The 15,869-nt window shown below is 43.2% G+C and carries 15 protein-coding genes, 1 other RNA gene and 1 pseudogene; 11 read left to right on the top strand and 6 right to left on the bottom strand.

All coding sequences use genetic code 11. From position 1 onward, the window contains the following. Window positions 1-240: 240 nt before the first annotated feature. The gene (gene recN, locus AACR09_RS00445) at window positions 241-1,905 is read left to right on the top strand and encodes a DNA repair protein RecN (protein ID WP_102475054.1); all 1,665 of its coding nucleotides are present in this window, start codon (window positions 241-243) and stop codon (window positions 1,903-1,905) included. Window positions 1,906-2,072: 167 nt separating this feature from the next. After that, window positions 2,073-2,432 carry an outer membrane protein assembly factor BamE gene (bamE, locus tag AACR09_RS00440; RefSeq protein WP_004735159.1) on the top strand — a complete coding sequence of 120 codons (360 nt, stop codon included), beginning with the start codon at window positions 2,073-2,075 and terminating at the stop codon, window positions 2,430-2,432. A gap of 200 nt (window positions 2,433-2,632) precedes the next feature. On the opposite strand, the gene AACR09_RS00435 is transcribed toward bamE, so the two are convergent. Both AACR09_RS00435 and AACR09_RS00430 read right to left on the bottom strand, forming a co-directional pair. Next, the gene (locus AACR09_RS00435) at window positions 2,633-2,944 is read right to left on the bottom strand and encodes an RnfH family protein (RefSeq protein ID WP_102312307.1); all 312 of its coding nucleotides are present in this window, start codon (window positions 2,942-2,944) and stop codon (window positions 2,633-2,635) included. A gap of 3 nt (window positions 2,945-2,947) precedes the next feature. Continuing rightward, on the bottom strand, window positions 2,948-3,376 hold the full coding sequence (locus tag AACR09_RS00430; protein WP_004735157.1) for an SRPBCC family protein: 429 nt from the start codon (window positions 3,374-3,376) through the stop codon (window positions 2,948-2,950). A gap of 119 nt (window positions 3,377-3,495) precedes the next feature. On the opposite strand from AACR09_RS00430, the gene smpB reads away from it, so the two are divergent. From smpB to AACR09_RS00405, 6 genes are all read left to right on the top strand, one after another. Beyond that, window positions 3,496-3,981, top strand: coding sequence for an SsrA-binding protein SmpB (gene smpB, locus AACR09_RS00425; RefSeq protein ID WP_004735156.1), 486 nt, complete (start codon window positions 3,496-3,498; stop codon window positions 3,979-3,981). 66 nt (window positions 3,982-4,047) lie between these two features. Next, window positions 4,048-4,414, top strand: a transfer-messenger RNA (tmRNA) gene (gene ssrA / locus AACR09_RS00420). Between the two features lie 80 nt (window positions 4,415-4,494). Beyond that, on the top strand, window positions 4,495-4,842 hold the full coding sequence (locus AACR09_RS24600) for a DUF6538 domain-containing protein (RefSeq protein WP_372274306.1): 348 nt from the start codon (window positions 4,495-4,497) through the stop codon (window positions 4,840-4,842). After that, window positions 4,832-5,281: a hypothetical protein gene (locus tag AACR09_RS00415; RefSeq protein ID WP_193835864.1), complete on the top strand. Its 450-nt coding sequence runs from the start codon at window positions 4,832-4,834 to the stop codon at window positions 5,279-5,281. The genes AACR09_RS24600 and AACR09_RS00415 overlap by 11 nt, the downstream gene beginning before the upstream one ends. Then, entirely contained in the window at window positions 5,238-5,777 is a 540-nt protein-coding gene (locus AACR09_RS00410; protein WP_193835863.1) for a hypothetical protein, read from the top strand. Before AACR09_RS00415 ends, AACR09_RS00410 begins: the two co-directional genes overlap by 44 nt. Window positions 5,778-7,017: 1,240 nt before the next feature. Then, entirely contained in the window at window positions 7,018-7,437 is a 420-nt protein-coding gene (locus AACR09_RS00405) for a hypothetical protein (RefSeq protein WP_193835862.1), read from the top strand. Window positions 7,438-7,815: 378 nt separating this feature from the next. Here the strand turns inward: AACR09_RS00405 and AACR09_RS00400 are convergent, their stop codons facing one another. From AACR09_RS00400 to AACR09_RS00385, 4 genes are all read right to left on the bottom strand, one after another. Next, entirely contained in the window at window positions 7,816-9,696 is a 1,881-nt protein-coding gene (locus tag AACR09_RS00400) for an ATP-dependent zinc protease family protein (protein ID WP_193835861.1), read from the bottom strand. Between the two features lie 305 nt (window positions 9,697-10,001). Beyond that, window positions 10,002-10,811, bottom strand: a complete 810-nt coding sequence (locus AACR09_RS00395) for a M15 family metallopeptidase (RefSeq protein WP_193835860.1) — start codon at window positions 10,809-10,811, stop codon at window positions 10,002-10,004. Window positions 10,812-10,909: 98 nt separating this feature from the next. Continuing rightward, window positions 10,910-11,638, bottom strand: coding sequence for a DUF429 domain-containing protein (locus AACR09_RS00390; RefSeq protein ID WP_193835859.1), 729 nt, complete (start codon window positions 11,636-11,638; stop codon window positions 10,910-10,912). 58 nt (window positions 11,639-11,696) lie between these two features. Then, complete coding sequence (locus tag AACR09_RS00385; RefSeq protein WP_108156190.1) at window positions 11,697-13,409, bottom strand: class I SAM-dependent methyltransferase; 1,713 nt, start codon at window positions 13,407-13,409, stop codon at window positions 11,697-11,699. A 269-nt stretch (window positions 13,410-13,678) separates the two neighbouring features. Here AACR09_RS00385 and AACR09_RS00380 point away from each other — a divergent pair, with 269 nt between their 5' ends. The 3 genes and pseudogenes from AACR09_RS00380 to AACR09_RS00370 all read left to right on the top strand — a co-directional run. After that, window positions 13,679-14,617, top strand: coding sequence for a hypothetical protein (locus AACR09_RS00380; RefSeq protein ID WP_193835858.1), 939 nt, complete (start codon window positions 13,679-13,681; stop codon window positions 14,615-14,617). Window positions 14,618-14,814: 197 nt separating this feature from the next. After that, entirely contained in the window at window positions 14,815-15,582 is a 768-nt protein-coding gene (locus AACR09_RS00375; protein ID WP_193835857.1) for a 1-acylglycerol-3-phosphate O-acyltransferase, read from the top strand. 177 nt (window positions 15,583-15,759) lie between these two features. Next, window positions 15,760-15,869, top strand: a pseudogene (locus AACR09_RS00370) (MBL fold metallo-hydrolase); the annotation flags it as partial.

Genomic DNA, 15,869 nt, shown 5'->3' with positions numbered 1-15,869 from the left:
AGCCTTTTTTATTGCCAGTAAAAAGCCCGCCAACGCTCTCTTTACGCCAATCCACCACATCGTCACTCCCAACAGGGAGAAACAACTGAGTTGGGAATCTATAGCGGTTTCAGTGATCTACGAACAACCTCAATTCTGATAACGGTCACAAAAAATTTTCACCTGTCGACTTTACTGTATAAAGAAACAGTATATACTGAGCTTATATACAGTATTGTTCAGTTATACAGGTAAATAAAAATGCTGGCTCATCTAAGTGTTAATAATTTCGCTATTGTTAAGTCTTTACAGCTAGAACTCTCTAAAGGCATGACAACAATCACCGGTGAAACTGGTGCAGGTAAATCTATCGCTATCGATGCTTTAGGCTTATGTCTTGGGGGAAGATCAGATGCGGGAATGGTTCGACAAGGTGAAGAAAAAACCGAAGTCAGTGCCGCTTTTTTACTTGAGAACAATCTACACGCTACCCGCTGGTTAGAAGACAACGAGCTGCTTGATGGCGGTGAATGCATATTACGTAGAACCATCTCTAAAGAAGGTCGTTCTCGCGCATTCATCAACGGTAGTCCTGTCCCTCTTTCACAATTGAAATCGCTTGGGCAGCTGTTGATCAACATTCATGGTCAACATGCGCACCATCAGTTGATGAAAAGCGATTACCAAATGGCGATGCTTGATCAATACGCAGGCCACTTGAACCTGTTGAAATCGACACGTAACGCTTACCAAGCCTGGCGACAAGCCGATAACCACTTAAAAGAGTTACGTGAAAATAGCCAGCAAAACCAAGCTCAAAAACAACTTCTTGAATACCAAATCAAAGAGTTAAATGAGCTGTCTATTGGGGAGGAAGAATATGAAGACCTCGAACAAGAGCATAAGCGCCTCTCCAATAGCGGAGAATTGGCCACAACCTGTCAGCAAGCTATCGAGCTTATTTATGAAGGCGAAGAAGTTAATGCGCTTGGTATTCTGCAATCGGCCAATAACTCCCTGATTCAGTTAGCTGAGCTTGATGAAAGATTGGCTGAATTACCGAGCTTACTGTCTGAAGCCATTATTCAGATTGAAGAGACCAATAACGAATTAAGAACCTACCTAGACAGCATTGATGTCGATCCAGGTCGTATGGCTTACGTTGAAGAGCGTTTCTCTAAAGTGATGTCGATGTCTCGTAAGCACCACGTATTACCAGAAGAGCTTTACAAGCACCATCAAGACTTATTACAACAGGTTGAAGCGCTTGATTGCTCCGATGAAAAACTCGAAGACCTAGCAAACGAGGTAGAAAACCAATACCAATCGTTCGTTGCCAAATCAGAGAAGCTTCATAAATCTCGAACTCGTTATGCAAAAGAGCTCAACAAACTGATCACGCAAAGCATGCACGAACTGAGCATGGAAAAAGCGCAGTTTGCCATTGAAGTGAACAACACCAACACGCACCCTTCCCCATTGGGTATGGATAACGTGACCTTCATTGTTTCGACCAACCCAGGCCAACCAATGCAGCCAATTGCTAAAGTGGCTTCTGGTGGTGAGTTATCACGAATCTCACTAGCGATTCAGGTGATTACAGCGCAAAAAGTGGACACACCAAGCCTGATTTTCGATGAAGTCGATGTGGGTATCAGTGGACCAACGGCTGCGGTTGTCGGAAAAATGCTACGTAAGCTGGGCGAATCTACGCAGGTGATGTGTGTGACTCACTTACCTCAAGTTGCCGGTTGCGGTCACCAACAGCTGTTTGTTGCGAAGAACACGAAATCAGGTAAAACCGAGACTCAAATGCACACGCTTGATGAACAACAACGCGTTTCAGAGCTTGCTCGACTGCTTGGTGGCAGCCAAATTACCGAATCGACACTTGCCAATGCAAAAGAGTTATTAATCGCAGCTTAGGTTACATATTCGGCAACTTTCTGATAATTTACCGAAAATTCTTGGCAATTTTGCAACTTAATTCAAAATTGCCAGTCATAACAAGCTCAAAGCGCAAGGAGCTTTTTACTTCTTGCTGGAGCTTGTTTATTATCAGGCAGTATTTTAGCGAAGAAAGATCTCAAACTATGCGAATTAAAAAGTGGTTAGTTGCAGTTCCACTTGCACTAACAATGTTGACCGGTTGCTCTCTACTAGAGAAGTTGGTTTATCGAATTGACATCAATCAGGGTAACTATGTTGAACAAGAAGCTGTCGATCAGCTCAAGTTTGGCATGACAAAAACACAAGTTCGTTACGTTATGGGCTCACCAATGCTTATCGAAAACGGCTACCCAGATACGTGGTACTACATTTACCACCACCAAAAAGGCCATGAAGACCCTATTCAGAAAAACCTAGTCGTTAACTTTGATGCCACAGGCACTCTAGTAACGATCAACGGTGATTTTGAAGCCAGTGATGAGTTCTTCGAAAGCCTTCGCTAGCTTTCAACCAACAAAGCTTTCCAGTCAACAAAGCTCTTAGCCGATAAAGCTATCAGTCGACAAAGTATGAATCGCAAAAGCCTGCTCACATGAGCAGGCTTTTTAATATCTGCTAACAAATTAGGTGCGTTGTCTAACCAACAGGCACAAAAAAGCTCGCCAATATAGCGAGCTCTCTTCTTAGTTAAATTTGTTTGGCATTACGATTTAGCGGCGGCCGCTTTTGCTTGTTCAGCACGCTTACGGCGAATCTCTTTTGGATCGGCTAACAGTGCACGGTAGATTTCGATACGGTCTTTATCACGAACCGTCGCATCTAGCTTAACGTTACGGCTGAACACACCAACCTTGTTTTTTGTTAAGTCGATCTCTGGGTACAATTCCAAAACGCCAGACTGCGCAATGATCTCTTCAACGGTCGCGTTCTTGTTCACTACCAAGGTAAAAACACGCTGTTCATGCGGAAGTGCAAACACAACCTCTACGTGGATCATATCTGATTCAATAGTCATGGCTTAGTAAACCTGTTTCGCGCGTTGAGTAAAAGCACTAACCATATTGCTCGTCAGCTCATTGAAAACCTTACCAAATGCCATTTCAATCATTCGACTAGAGAATTCAAACTCCAACTTAAGCTCAACCTTACACGCTTGCTCATCGAGCGGAGTAAAATACCAACCGCCCTGCAGCTTTTTGAACGGGCCATCCACCAGCTCCATCAAGATCTCAGCGCCATCCGCTAAGCGGTTCGATGTGGTAAATGTTTTGCTGATACCAGCTTTAGAGACATCAACCGAAGCCACCATAGTTGAATCTGAAGATTCGATCACACGTGAACCAGAACACCCTGGCAAAAACTCGTGATAACGAGCAACATCATTGACCAAGCTGAACATCTGGTCGGCACTAAACGACACTAATGCTGAACGAGTAACCTTTGGCATATAGACTCCTGTTAAAGACAGCGTTACATTAACACAAACTGCAATTTTAATTGTATTGGGCCAGAGCGCAAATAAAAAGGATTCCCCAACTAGGGTGCAATCCGTATAATGAGGCCATTATGGCAAAGAATAAATCAAAATCAAAAGCCGGTAGCAATACCATTGCGCTTAATAAGAAAGCTCGCCACGAATATTTCATCGATGATGAGATAGAAGCGGGGCTTGAGCTACAAGGCTGGGAAGTAAAATCCCTACGTGAAGGCAAAACCAATATCGCAGAAAGCTACGTCTACATCCGAGACGGCGAAGCATTCATCAGTGGTATGACGATCACTCCGCTAACTCAAGCGAGTACTCATATCGTGGCGAACCCAACACGCATCCGTAAACTACTAATGTCGAGAAAAGAACTCGACAACCTTATCGGTCGTATTAACCGTGAAGGCATGACACTTGTCGCAACCGCGCTTTACTGGTCTCGCTCTTGGGCGAAGATTAAAGTTGGCGTAGCGAAAGGTAAAAAGCTGCACGATAAACGTACTGATATGAAAGAAAAAGATTGGGCGAGAGATAAAGCACGAATTATGAAGAGTAATTTGCGTTAATTTTAAGCACTTAAACGCACAGTGCTAGACAGGCAAAGCTTTTCTGGTACTATGCAAATAACACTTGGGGCTGATTTAGGATTCGACAGGAATTTTGAAGTCTGAGGTGCATGCCGTGGGGCGGTTGGCCACGTTAAAAGCCGCAAAAAAATAGTCGCAAACGACGAAAACTACGCACTAGCAGCTTAATAACCTGCTCAGAGCTCTCTTACCCTAGCTTCCGCTCGTAAGACGGGGACCAATAAGAGATCAAACCCAAACTAGCTAGCGCGGATTCTCCCACCTGAGAGGAAAAGCGCGAATAACAATTCAGGTTAGCCTTTAACTAGCGTGTCGGTTCGCAGGTTGCTGGTGAAATTAAAGATCGACTAAGCATGTAGTACCAATGATGAATGATTTTTGGACGCGGGTTCAACTCCCGCCAGCTCCACCAAACGTTTGGAAAGGGCGGTAACTCTTTGAGTTATCGCCCTTTTTGTATCTAAAAGACGTTGTTCCACATTTTGCTAAACAATGACCAACTCCACATACGTTACTCAACGCGGAAATTCTTACTACTTCCGCTACAGAACCCCTTCAGATTTGAAACACTTGCCAATACGCCAAGAGTTTCTCCTATCGCTAAAGACTAAAAAACACTCAACCGCTATCTTAATGGCTGAAAAGATCATGGAATCTCTCGATGAAGTCTTGAAAAACGTTCGTATCGCTTTAATAACTAATAGTAAAGAAAGCATAACCAACGCCATCAATAAGCGAATCCTAATCATGAACCCAGATAATGGTCAGAACATCCCTCTAGAACTAATCAGACAAACTATCACTTATCCCAACGGCATAACGACAACAATTGGAAGTTGACCATAATGGAGATGCGCGTGCCGAGATAGAGTCTATGACCAAAGTGATTGAGGCTACCAGCAGCGCTAGTTGCATGCCCTCACATGCAACAGTAACCAAAACGGTTAAGCTAAAAAATGTTGTAGATGAATACTTACAATCAAAACGTGATGAAGGGTCATTACAACAGAAAGGACTTGAAGACCTAGAGCGTCGCTTAACACTACTAGTTCGCTATTTTGGTGCATCATACGATATTTCTAAGATTAATCTGAAAGCAGCAGAGTGTTTTTGCAATCTACTAATGCAGATCCCAACGAATATGAATAATCGTTCTGAGTGTAAGAGAAAGACATTGCAGGAAATTGCGAACCTAGAATTACCAAGACAAAGCCCCAGTACCGTCAAAGGCATTGTTGAAAAGTGCAGTACGTTCTTCAATTTGGGCGGTAAAAAGTGACTACGCCTCAAAAAACTACTTCTACAAGATGAAGGTTGTAACAAGCAGCAAACGAAAGGACTCTGAGGGACGTAAACGTTGGTCAAATACAGATTTAGCCACCCTCTTTTCTAGCGAGACATTCACTCACTTTGAAAGGCTCAAAGGGACACAGGACGACTACTATTATTGGCTTCCACTGTTATGCCTTTACACAGGCGCACGCCTTAACGAGCTGGGACAACTGCAACCAAAGAACGTAGCTCGAATAGAGTCTCGCTGGTGTATTGAAATTACAGATGAAGCTGATGGTCAAAAGATTAAAAATTCTAATTCAGCTCGCTACATACCTATACATCAAGACCTCATTGATTTTGGTTTTGTTGAGTACGCAACGGATACTCGTAGAAATGCTCATTGGTTATTTGATGGCTTGCTAGTCAAAGGTGGAAGAGTTCCAAGATATGGAATTGGTTTCAATGCAAGTAAGTGGTTTCAAGACTTAGAGATAAACTAAACATCACCTCCCCTGACTTCCCTGCGCGTCCCTCCTTGTAAGATGCTTTTGATTGCGTCTTTACCTGTCATATGGATTAAGAACCTCGACATATCAGGTTTTAGCTTTGGCTCAATCTCGAATGCTTTCATTTATTGCCCTCTTATAGTTATCGTTATTGCCATGAATCTAACGTAATAAGCTATCCGTTGATTAGTTGACTTTTGTAATTGATTGCAAAACTTAGGTATACCGTGTTTTAACGGGCATTTTTGCTATCATTTCGAACTAACCACACGTCACTGATGACGCATATTGAGACATATTGATTTAAGTTGAAGCAATAAAAAGCGGCTCTAAATCACATTTTATTTAGAAAAAGCAAAATAATTTGATTTTTTTCTAAATGGCGTAATACGCCATGTAACGCGATACAAGCGTTTTTTGCTTGCTTTGAGGTCATGGAGTGAAAGTGCTTAAAAACGTCACTGGTGACACCATACAGGCTCAGTAAAGACACTTTGGGGCGTGATTTTATTTGACATCACTGAAAATATGAGTAGTATGCCCGCCCGAAGTTGAGGGGCTTGACCTGAAGATTAGCCAGACTTATAGTCAGCCATAACAAAGGAATCAAGAGTGACTCCCAACGCTTGGCAATTCTGGTTTGTGAGTGAGTAAACATGATGTTTGTATTGCAACGGTTTATTTTAAGACCTGCGTTGCTCACACCTTAACAGGGCGTTACAGCTTAAGAATAACAACAGCGTACACAAAACTACGCATTATACAGAGATAATTACCTCGTTACCGAAAGGATATCGGACTCACAAATAATACACCTTACATAAAGAATTACCGTCACTACGGTTAAGCAAGTCTGTCTGAACAGACTATTCTTAATTGTAGTGGTAATAAGGTCGGGACTTATCACCCTTACCTACGATTGTGTCGCTGGGACTTATCACCCCATTTAAAAAGGCGACAAACAAAAGTGTCGGTTAGCCTATCGAATAACCGACGATAAATAAGCAAAACAGCCTGCCATAACCTCTTTGGCGGGCTTTTTGCGTTTGAGGGTTTGACAATCAATAACTTAGTCGATAACATACCTGTATAGATATCCAAGCCTCGTGATTGTTGCTATAAGGTATCTGGTTCATAGGGACTGATAATCCTAGAATATGAACATAAAGCAGTTCGGTATTTGGTGATTCTTATATCGACATTCGATAATGTGAAACCTAAGAGGTAATTCGTTATGTTTAACGAAAAGACATGGGGTGTAGCACCTACGCTACAAGACACTACAGTTAAAATGCCAAGTATTTCTCGTCTTGGTCTTCCTTTAGCGCACCTATCTGACGCTACTATCCGCGATTACTCACTTTTTTGGCGTAAGCATCAAGGCTTACCTGCTAAGACCGCTCTCGTACTCGCAGCTATAGCTAAGAATCCTGGCATTAAAACAAACGAAGTACGTTCTCTCGCACGAGATTGCAGTAACGTTCCAAGCTTAGTTGATGATATTAACAAGAAGATCATGAACAAAGGCCTGATGATTGTTCGTCAAGAACCAGTTGGTGTTGCTCCTAACGAGTCTTGTCATCATTGGTATTTGGTCGAAGCTCCTATCCAAAATGTTCCAGTTGGTATGGCCGTTAATGACCCAGTGATATAATTACACTTGTGTAATCAAAGCACCATTGCTCAGTAGTGGTGCTTTTTTTATTGCTAAATTTCAAAGCATATCTTAAAGGAAAGTGTATACACAGAACGTATTGTTTTGTGATACACAACCATTATAACAAAAAGATAAAACCCTAATAAATCAATAACTTAGCAAAAATCACCAACTCCACCAAACGTTTGGAAAGAGTTGGCCCTTTTTTTATCTTTATTCTACGTGCCATAACATGACAACTTTCTGTACTAACAATGGCTTATCATTAGTACATCAACAAACAAATCATACACTTAATAAAAAGCCACACATCCCATTGCTGAAATGTGTGGCCGTTTAGAGCTGTTCTGTTACGAACTTAGATAAGTTTAGGTGTTAATCCATATCACCCAGTAAGTAATCTTCATCGCTACTGACTACTGCGCCGTGCTTTAAGAAGTTCTTACCTAAGATCATGCTGTATTCAAAGCGAGAGCGATCTTGAAGGTTTACCCTCACCTCTTTCTCTAGGTCTCCGAGCTTAACCTTCATTTCTACTACAGGACGAATGTTCACCTTCTCGCCTTTCTTGGCTTTGATGCGCATTACATCAATCACTGGCTTGGTGAAATCTTGCTTATCGCCTTGGTTGTTTTGATAGGTAAAACTCACCATGTCTTGGCCGTCTTTCTTAAATCGTTTGATGTTGACTGCGTTCATTGAGCTCACATCCGCGCCAGTATCCAACTTGGCTGGGAACTTCATGCCGTTGACTTCAACAACTTCAATGTGTCCTACTTTAAACAGCGGCTCAGCTTTCAAAAGATAGTCAGAGCGAGTGTTCACATACACACCGTCTTTTGCCATCTTCTTGCCTAAAATAAAGTACGCTTCTTTCTCATTCGTATTGAGCACATCGATGGCAAACTCTTGCGTACGAACGTTTCCAGAGACCGCAAACTCACCACTCACTACCGGACGAGTATCATCACCGACTTTAAGCTTCTTAATAATTGGCTTTGTTATCTTCTGCTTCTCACCATTTACATCTGTAAGATAAAATTCAACAGAAGCCTCTTTGCCTTTACCTGTCATTTCAAAACTGTCGACCTTCAACAGAGGCGTGTTGACAGTGAAAGAGGCAACGGCCTTGAGTGGGAAGTCATCAAGGGTGATGTCCTCTTCTGGAGAAATAACCAAAGGTTCACTCTTTTTAGCAACATCACTAAAGCTCTCTGAACCTTCAGAAAGAATATTTTCAGCGTTGGTGTCAATCATGAAAAGTTCACTGGCTGTACTGGTACCAAATCTCAACTGCGACTCACTATTCGAGCGCTCACGTAGGTACACCAGAACGTCTTTAGTTGTGTTTTCATCGAGTTGAACCGGCACATACACCAAAGGTCTTTTCTTACCACTCACGCTTAACATACGAACTAATGGCAGTGTCATCTCTTTCTGCTTGCCATCGTTGTCGAACATATCAAACGTCACTTCACTGTTCTTTTTATCTACATCGATGTCTTTTGCATGAAGGATGCTGTAGCGATTTTTTAATGAGAAGGTCGCGTTCATCGCCATTCCCGAGATAGACACCACCTCTTTTCGGCCAACAACCGTCGCGTTTTCCTGCTCTTGCAAGTAGTCATAGCCCGCAAACACTAAAGCGTTGTCAGCAAGGAAGGTTTTACCAATCAGCACTGGCGCAGAGAAATGGCTTCTGTCGGTCAGGTTAACGTCGGTTTTTAGCTCTTGGTCTGCAATGGTGAGCGACATTTTTACGGTAGGACGAAGCAAAGGCGTGCTGCTGGTGCGGCTGCGTATCATGCTGACACGCTCTAAAGGCGCTTTAATTAATACCATGTCACCCGTACGTGGGTTTTGAACCTTGAAAGAGACCACAGCCTCATATTTCGCAAAGGTACTGCCATCCCAATCATCGTAATCAACATCGGAATTGTTCAACAGGTCTTCGGTTATTGCTGCCATCAACTCTTTGTCTTTGAGGTTTTTGTAGTCGGCATTCGTGCTCTTCACATAAATGTCTTCCGCATGCATAGAAGTGGTTTCTGCACCGGTATCAATTTTACCAATGAAAGGAACGTCTTTAAGCCCTTGAACACTAGAGAGGTACACATTCTCTGTACGGCCTAATACCGCCTTACCATCGAGTTCGTAAGTCGGGTTTTGAGTGGTAGGTGAAGTATCAGTAGCCAAAGTATATTGTGAAAAAAGTAGAGTGCTTAAAAGAGTTAGAGCCAAAGGTATCTTTTTCATTAGTTGGTCCGTTGTGATCAGTTCACTAATAATACTGGCGATTCGGTAAAGAGTTCCCCCACCAGTAATGGTTCTCACAAAACGTTAACGCTATGAGTTTTTCAATGACAAACCGATGACTTTGCGCTGCATTCGCTTATCGATTATTGACTAATGGATACCCAATAACCTTTTCAATACGTGGTGTTCTATTGAAAAAATGAATACAAAAAAGGCCAACGACGAGCGCTGACCTTAGCGATTCAAAACACACCTGAAGCGAGTTTAACTTGCTAAAACACAAACGGTTCTAGATAAACATAGCACTAAAAAGTCCCGACTGTTTTCTTTGCACAGATAGCCCGAGCTTTTTCTGCGTCCTCACCTTTATTTTTGAGATAGCACTGTTGATAAGATTCGACGTAGCGCTCAAATAACACCTTAGCTTCAGGTTGTGGTTTAGAAAGCAGTTGGTTAACGAATTTTCTTGAGCCGACCTCAAAATGCTGAGTATCGATTGGGCTATTCCAATCCCCTCCCCAGATCATAAATCCGTGATGGGCGAAAAGCTCCACCACATCTTCTGCCATGCCACTACGTTCTATTTCATCACGCGCGCGAAAACGAGTACGGTTCACATAGCGAGTCGCAGATTGTGAAGGCTTTACCGTGATTCTTCCGTTGCTATCAAACTCTAAGAAAGGGTTTTGAACTGGGTTGATGTCTATCGCCACACCATAAGCATGCTTCGACCAACCTCCTCCGCCTGTAATAGGACGAGCGTTAAAAGCACTGCTGTTGTTCGCGTCCATTGAGGCGTTATCGTCACCTCTGAATTCACGCATTAAGCGAGCAGAATGAAGAGGAAAACTGCGCTGTTTAAGCTCTGAAAATATTTGTTCAACAGCAGGCGCAATAACATCAAGCACGATCATATTGCCCTGTTGCATTTCCCCTTTGAAATTAATGAAATCGAAATCCACCTTAGATAGTCGCTCACAACCAACAGGCGCACCACTACTCAAGACATTGTTCTTTTTCATCATGTCGCATTGCCATTGAGATATAGGGGCAACTTGGGCATAACTCGCAACACTGAGCACAGTGGCCAGCCAGCCGACAATAAAACGTTTCATATCAAAGACTCAAAAATATTAAGAGTGAAAAGTAGCAGAGTTGGAAAATAGCATAAGTTAGAAAATAGCATATTAAGCCAAGTTGAGCGCACGCTTTGTTAGCGCGTTTTGTTCCAATAAACAATCTCTCTAACTCGTCCGTTCTGGTCGACATCCGCTTCTCCACCAACATCAGAAGGCTCAGGTAAGCTTGATAATTGCGGAGCGTAATAGGCAACCAACATAAGTACGAACGCATCGTAAATATCGTCTATCGCGACGTCTTTACGCTTGGTGTTTGAAATGGCCAACGCCAAGCCGACACACCATTGAGAGGCGAGTTGCTGAATAATAGAAAGCCGTTCCTCTTTACCTTCTTGCGTTCGTTTTGAAAAGGTCAGCGGTTCGCCTTTCAAAGCTGCAAACACCACCTCAGGATGTGACTCCCTGATAGAAAGATTGGGATGAGATTCAATGAGCTCATCAAGCTCGCGGATCTTGGGCACAATTCCCCAAGTCTGCTTAGAAAACTTCTTATCAAGCTGCTCCACATTGGCATTACATCCCGCAATGTAATCGGTTTGGTAAACCGCCTCTCGGCACGGAACAGGAAAAACGGAAGAGCCACGCTTACTGGTGAGAAAGCGCCTTGCTGCTTTATCGCATAATCTATCCGGAGTCTGTGAATCGCTAAAACCAATCGGCATATCGATTAACGTTGTTGCTCCCGTAAGATCATCAACCAACTCATCGAGGGTGTTTACCACTTTAAACGTAGGTATCTCATTGCCAGAGACAATCCAAACGATCCAACCCGCCTTGCAGCCATCAATTCCGATGTATTTCATTATGTTCTCGATGATTATTTTGTTGAGGGTTATTTGGGATAACTAGTCCACTTAATGCTCAGTGCCACTCACTAATCAGCAGTCTGCTTTTTACACCACGTACCTGCAAGCCCATTGCATCGAACACCTCTTCAAAGTCTCGACATTTCGCAGGGATGTTAGGTAACGAAAGAGCGGCTTCTGAAAAGAATTGTTGTTCAAAATGAGCCGAATCGTTCCAAGCGAGTTGCCACCACTCTAGAATCCGCGACTTAGACGAGCGTAGCTTTTCAGCCGTAGGAACTTTGTCACTTTTACTTAAGTTCTCTTTGCTTGTAGTAGGAAAGAGGTTCCACTTATCGTTGTTTGGCCAGTAAGCGAAAGGCAAACAGTGATCAACGTGATACTCATTTTTTAATGATTTTCCACTCCATACGCTAACAATGTCGGCACGATCAGATCTAAGTTGCTCGACACGTTTACGCACATCGCGAGTATCATGGTTTTGATCGATCCATACCAAGCAGTCGTGATAAGTCTGTAGTGAGATACTTCGCTGTCGGTTCAACTCGAAACGCTGCATCTCCATGACCCATTGATTTACCACCAGTGGTTCAATCCAAGAGTGGTAGATTCTAAAGCACTCCCATAAGCTTTCATCGAGAGTGAAATAACCAAAGCTTTCTAAGAACTCACTATCAATGACCAATGATTCTCGGCTCTTCCGTCGTTTGTGAGGTGGGTATATATCGAATAGTCGGTTGTCTTTCGAGCCTTGATAAATGAAAGTCACAGGTCCTGATTTAATGGTGCTGATCGTTTGTGAAAATAGCTTTTGTAGAGCCTTAGCTTCATCGCCGAGAAACATAGCGCCTATCGCTAGATCATCAGCACTTAAGTGTTTGAGTTTATTCCACCCATCCTCTTTTACAAACCCAAGTCCTTTCATTGTGTTGCTATTTTGCTGAATCCCGACGCCTTCTATGTCGATATCAATCAAACGCTTAAACTGCCTTACCCAATACAGAGCGACCAAGCCCACTGGTAGAGAAATTTTCCCATCAGTTCGATCAATCACAGCGCCTGAATGAGCATCCGCAATTCGCAGTAACGTTCTCAACAAAGCCAACTTGTATGTGGCCGACTTGTTGTCATTCACAATAATGTGGCGCACCTTGTTCAAATCACCGGAGCCATCGTCTGGCAATGTCATCACCACGGTTTGCCACCACACTTCACTGCGGTTCAATGTATCTTGGCTATCATCAACATGACGAACCAACAAGGCGCTGTTTTTTGATAAACGCTCGAGCTCTTCAATCGAGACTTCATAACCTTGTCGACTGTCTTGAAACTCCCCATGACGCAGAGTGATCACCAACTTGCCATTTGGAGCCAGCAAGTTAGACAACTTTCTAAATGCACGCTCTCGATGAGACGAGGCTAAGTGCATCCATACTGCGCTCACCAATATCAAGTCAAAACGCATTCCGAGGTTTTCAGTGCGGCTAAGCGAGGGAAGTGAATCATCAATCCAGGTAACACTTGGGCTTGTATATTTAGAGCCTTGTTCGCGTAATAAAGCACTTGGTTCTATCGCAATAACATCAGCTCCGGCTTTGTGCATCCATAGCGCATCACGACCACTTCCTGCACCAACATCTAGTACTTTATCGCCCTCTAAAGGCCAATAAGCTTGCCAGCTTTTATGCACCGTCTCGAACGTCACTGAGTTGTACTGTTCACAAAGTGTGTGAGCATTTTTATCGTAAAAAGGAATCGATGAGGACATATGCGCTATTGGGGTAAGGAGTCTATCTCAATAGTAATGGGGAGCTAAGGCGATTGCTAGCAGCTCATGTAAGTTCAGCCACACCAATCAATATTTATCGTTAGTGACTGTTTTATATCAATATCCACCTAATGAGCTCATCAGGCGAGTCACATCACGAATCAGTTTCGTCAGCAAAACAAAAACAAACAAGGTGCAAGCTGACGCGCGAACAGGGATAATTGTTTTGATAATTAAACCAACCTCAAACACCCAGCCGATAAAGACTAATGACCACATATTCGTATATAGACATCCCATTTAACCTGCGCCACACCTGTTGGTTTTGTGGTGAACCTTCCAATGATGTTGTTGAATTCCCTAAGATTGCTCAGGCTATTGCCAAGATAGACTATTCACCGATTGCACTGCCTGCTTGCAAGGAGTGCGCGAGTGTTAGGTATGCAAAGGATCTAACCTCAATTTGGGCTGTGCGCGATCAGATAAAACACGCACTCATCGATAAGTACGCAAAGCACCTAGGCATCGGTGAGAACTGGACGGAGCAAGAGCTTATTGATTCAGATTTCTCGGGATCGACACTTGGCGGGTTTGGGCGCAGTGCTTGGAAGATGTATCAAATAGCCAAACAGCGAATCGACTATAAAGGTTGGCCTTTGTCGGTTGATGACATTGTAATAGAGGTCTACGACGAAACCAGTGGCTTTGAATTCGACGGTACTCGCTATGCTTCAATCAATTCATGTATCGATTATTTCACTAAGGCTGCGGGCGTAGACAAAGAGCTGCTATCGCAACTTGTCGACATAGTTTCAACAGACCGTTTTAACTACGCACTACGAATCGCCAAGCTAAACAAGAATGTCTCTAATACCAAACGCTCAGAGATCGTCGAAGAGGTGTTACAGCAAGAGTCTGAACAAGAAGAGATACTGCTTGAACAAGCCAACTCACTGTTCAACCCGAATGTCGAAGAAGTGAGTATCTCTGGCTCAATAGCGCCTGTATTTGCCATTCAATGGGCAATGATTAATAACGTTAAAGATTTAGCTCACCTTTGCGCGCTCGAGGATGATTATTTTGACTATTTCGAGCATCTTGGTGGCCCTGCGGCTTTCATATCTTATAACGGCCTACAACTCTATTTAGAGTCGCGTCAAGATCCTGAATGGGTAGAAAAATCGGACCCAAATAAACAGTATTGGTGATCATCAGCCATTACTGGTGAACACGTGTAAGCTCGATAACTGTGTCAAACACCCATTGTTAGTCCTTGTTTTATATAAAGATCTAAAAATAGCCCCCTATCACAGTTAATTGTTGCAATTCGGTTAAATAGAGTGAAAACTTCAAGCATCTAAAACTATTTAATCACTGCCATCTTGCGGTGAGTAAGGAGTGAATTGTGCTTGCTGTTCTTCGTATTATTTTGGCTACGGTGTTTATTATTTTCACCACCCTCTGTGCTTTTGTTTACTGCTTGTTTAGTCCCAAGAACCCCAAGCATGTGTACGTTTTCTGCCGTTGGTTCAACCAACTACAAAAGATCGTCGGTATACAACTGGTGCAGCGCGGCCTAGACAATGCGCCGACATCAGAAAAAAGCGTCTACATCTCTAACCACCAAAGCATATTAGACTTTGTGACTGACCCTGGGATGCTAAGGCCTCGTACCGTTTCTTTAGGCAAGCGCGATTTGTTGTATGTACCTTTCTTTGGTCTGCTGTATTGGATCACCGGTAACATCATGATTAACCGCGAAGATAAATCCAAAGCACGCGATACGATCAAGCAAGTGGCAGAAGCCATTCATCAGCGAAATCTGTCTGTTTGGGTTTACCCTGAAGGAACGCGCAGTAAAGGGCGTGGACTACTGCCATTCAAAACGGGCGCTTTTCGAATGGCGATTGAAGCTGGCGTGCCTATCACCCCGATGTGTACCAGCACCACACACAATAAGATTGACCTCAACCGAGTTAATAATGGCGTTGTGATCACCGAGATGCTTGAACCTATCGATGTGTCTGGATACAAGATCAGCGACGCTAGAGAACTGGCCAATCGCTGTCACGCAATCATGGCAGAAAAAATAGCAGAGCTTGATGACGAAGTGGCTCGTATAGAGGCTCAACAAAGTCCAGAGCTGGATTCAGACCGTTCTTCTACGCGCTAACAAGATAGTCACAGAAGGAACAAGAGCTAACTCGCAACGAATACACTAAGTCATCGCTCAATTACTTTAAAAGACACTCAACGATCGCAACTCTCATTGTTCTTGTTTTACATGCCGGCGCTTATCCGCAAAATAAAAACAGGCGTTAATGGCTTTAAAGAGCAATGGGAGTAAACGATGGAAGTGATTCACCATGGAGGAAAACATACTGTCACCGGATCTTGTCACGAACTAAGAGATTCAGGCCAAGCGGTGCTCATCGACTGTGGCCTTTTTCAAGGTTCAGA

Source organism: Vibrio sp. OPT20, from assembly GCF_963889365.1.
Taxonomy (GTDB): domain Bacteria; phylum Pseudomonadota; class Gammaproteobacteria; order Enterobacterales; family Vibrionaceae; genus Vibrio; species Vibrio splendidus.
Note: the sequence above shows the minus strand (reverse complement) of the source record. Positions and strands in the feature narration are given on the sequence as shown.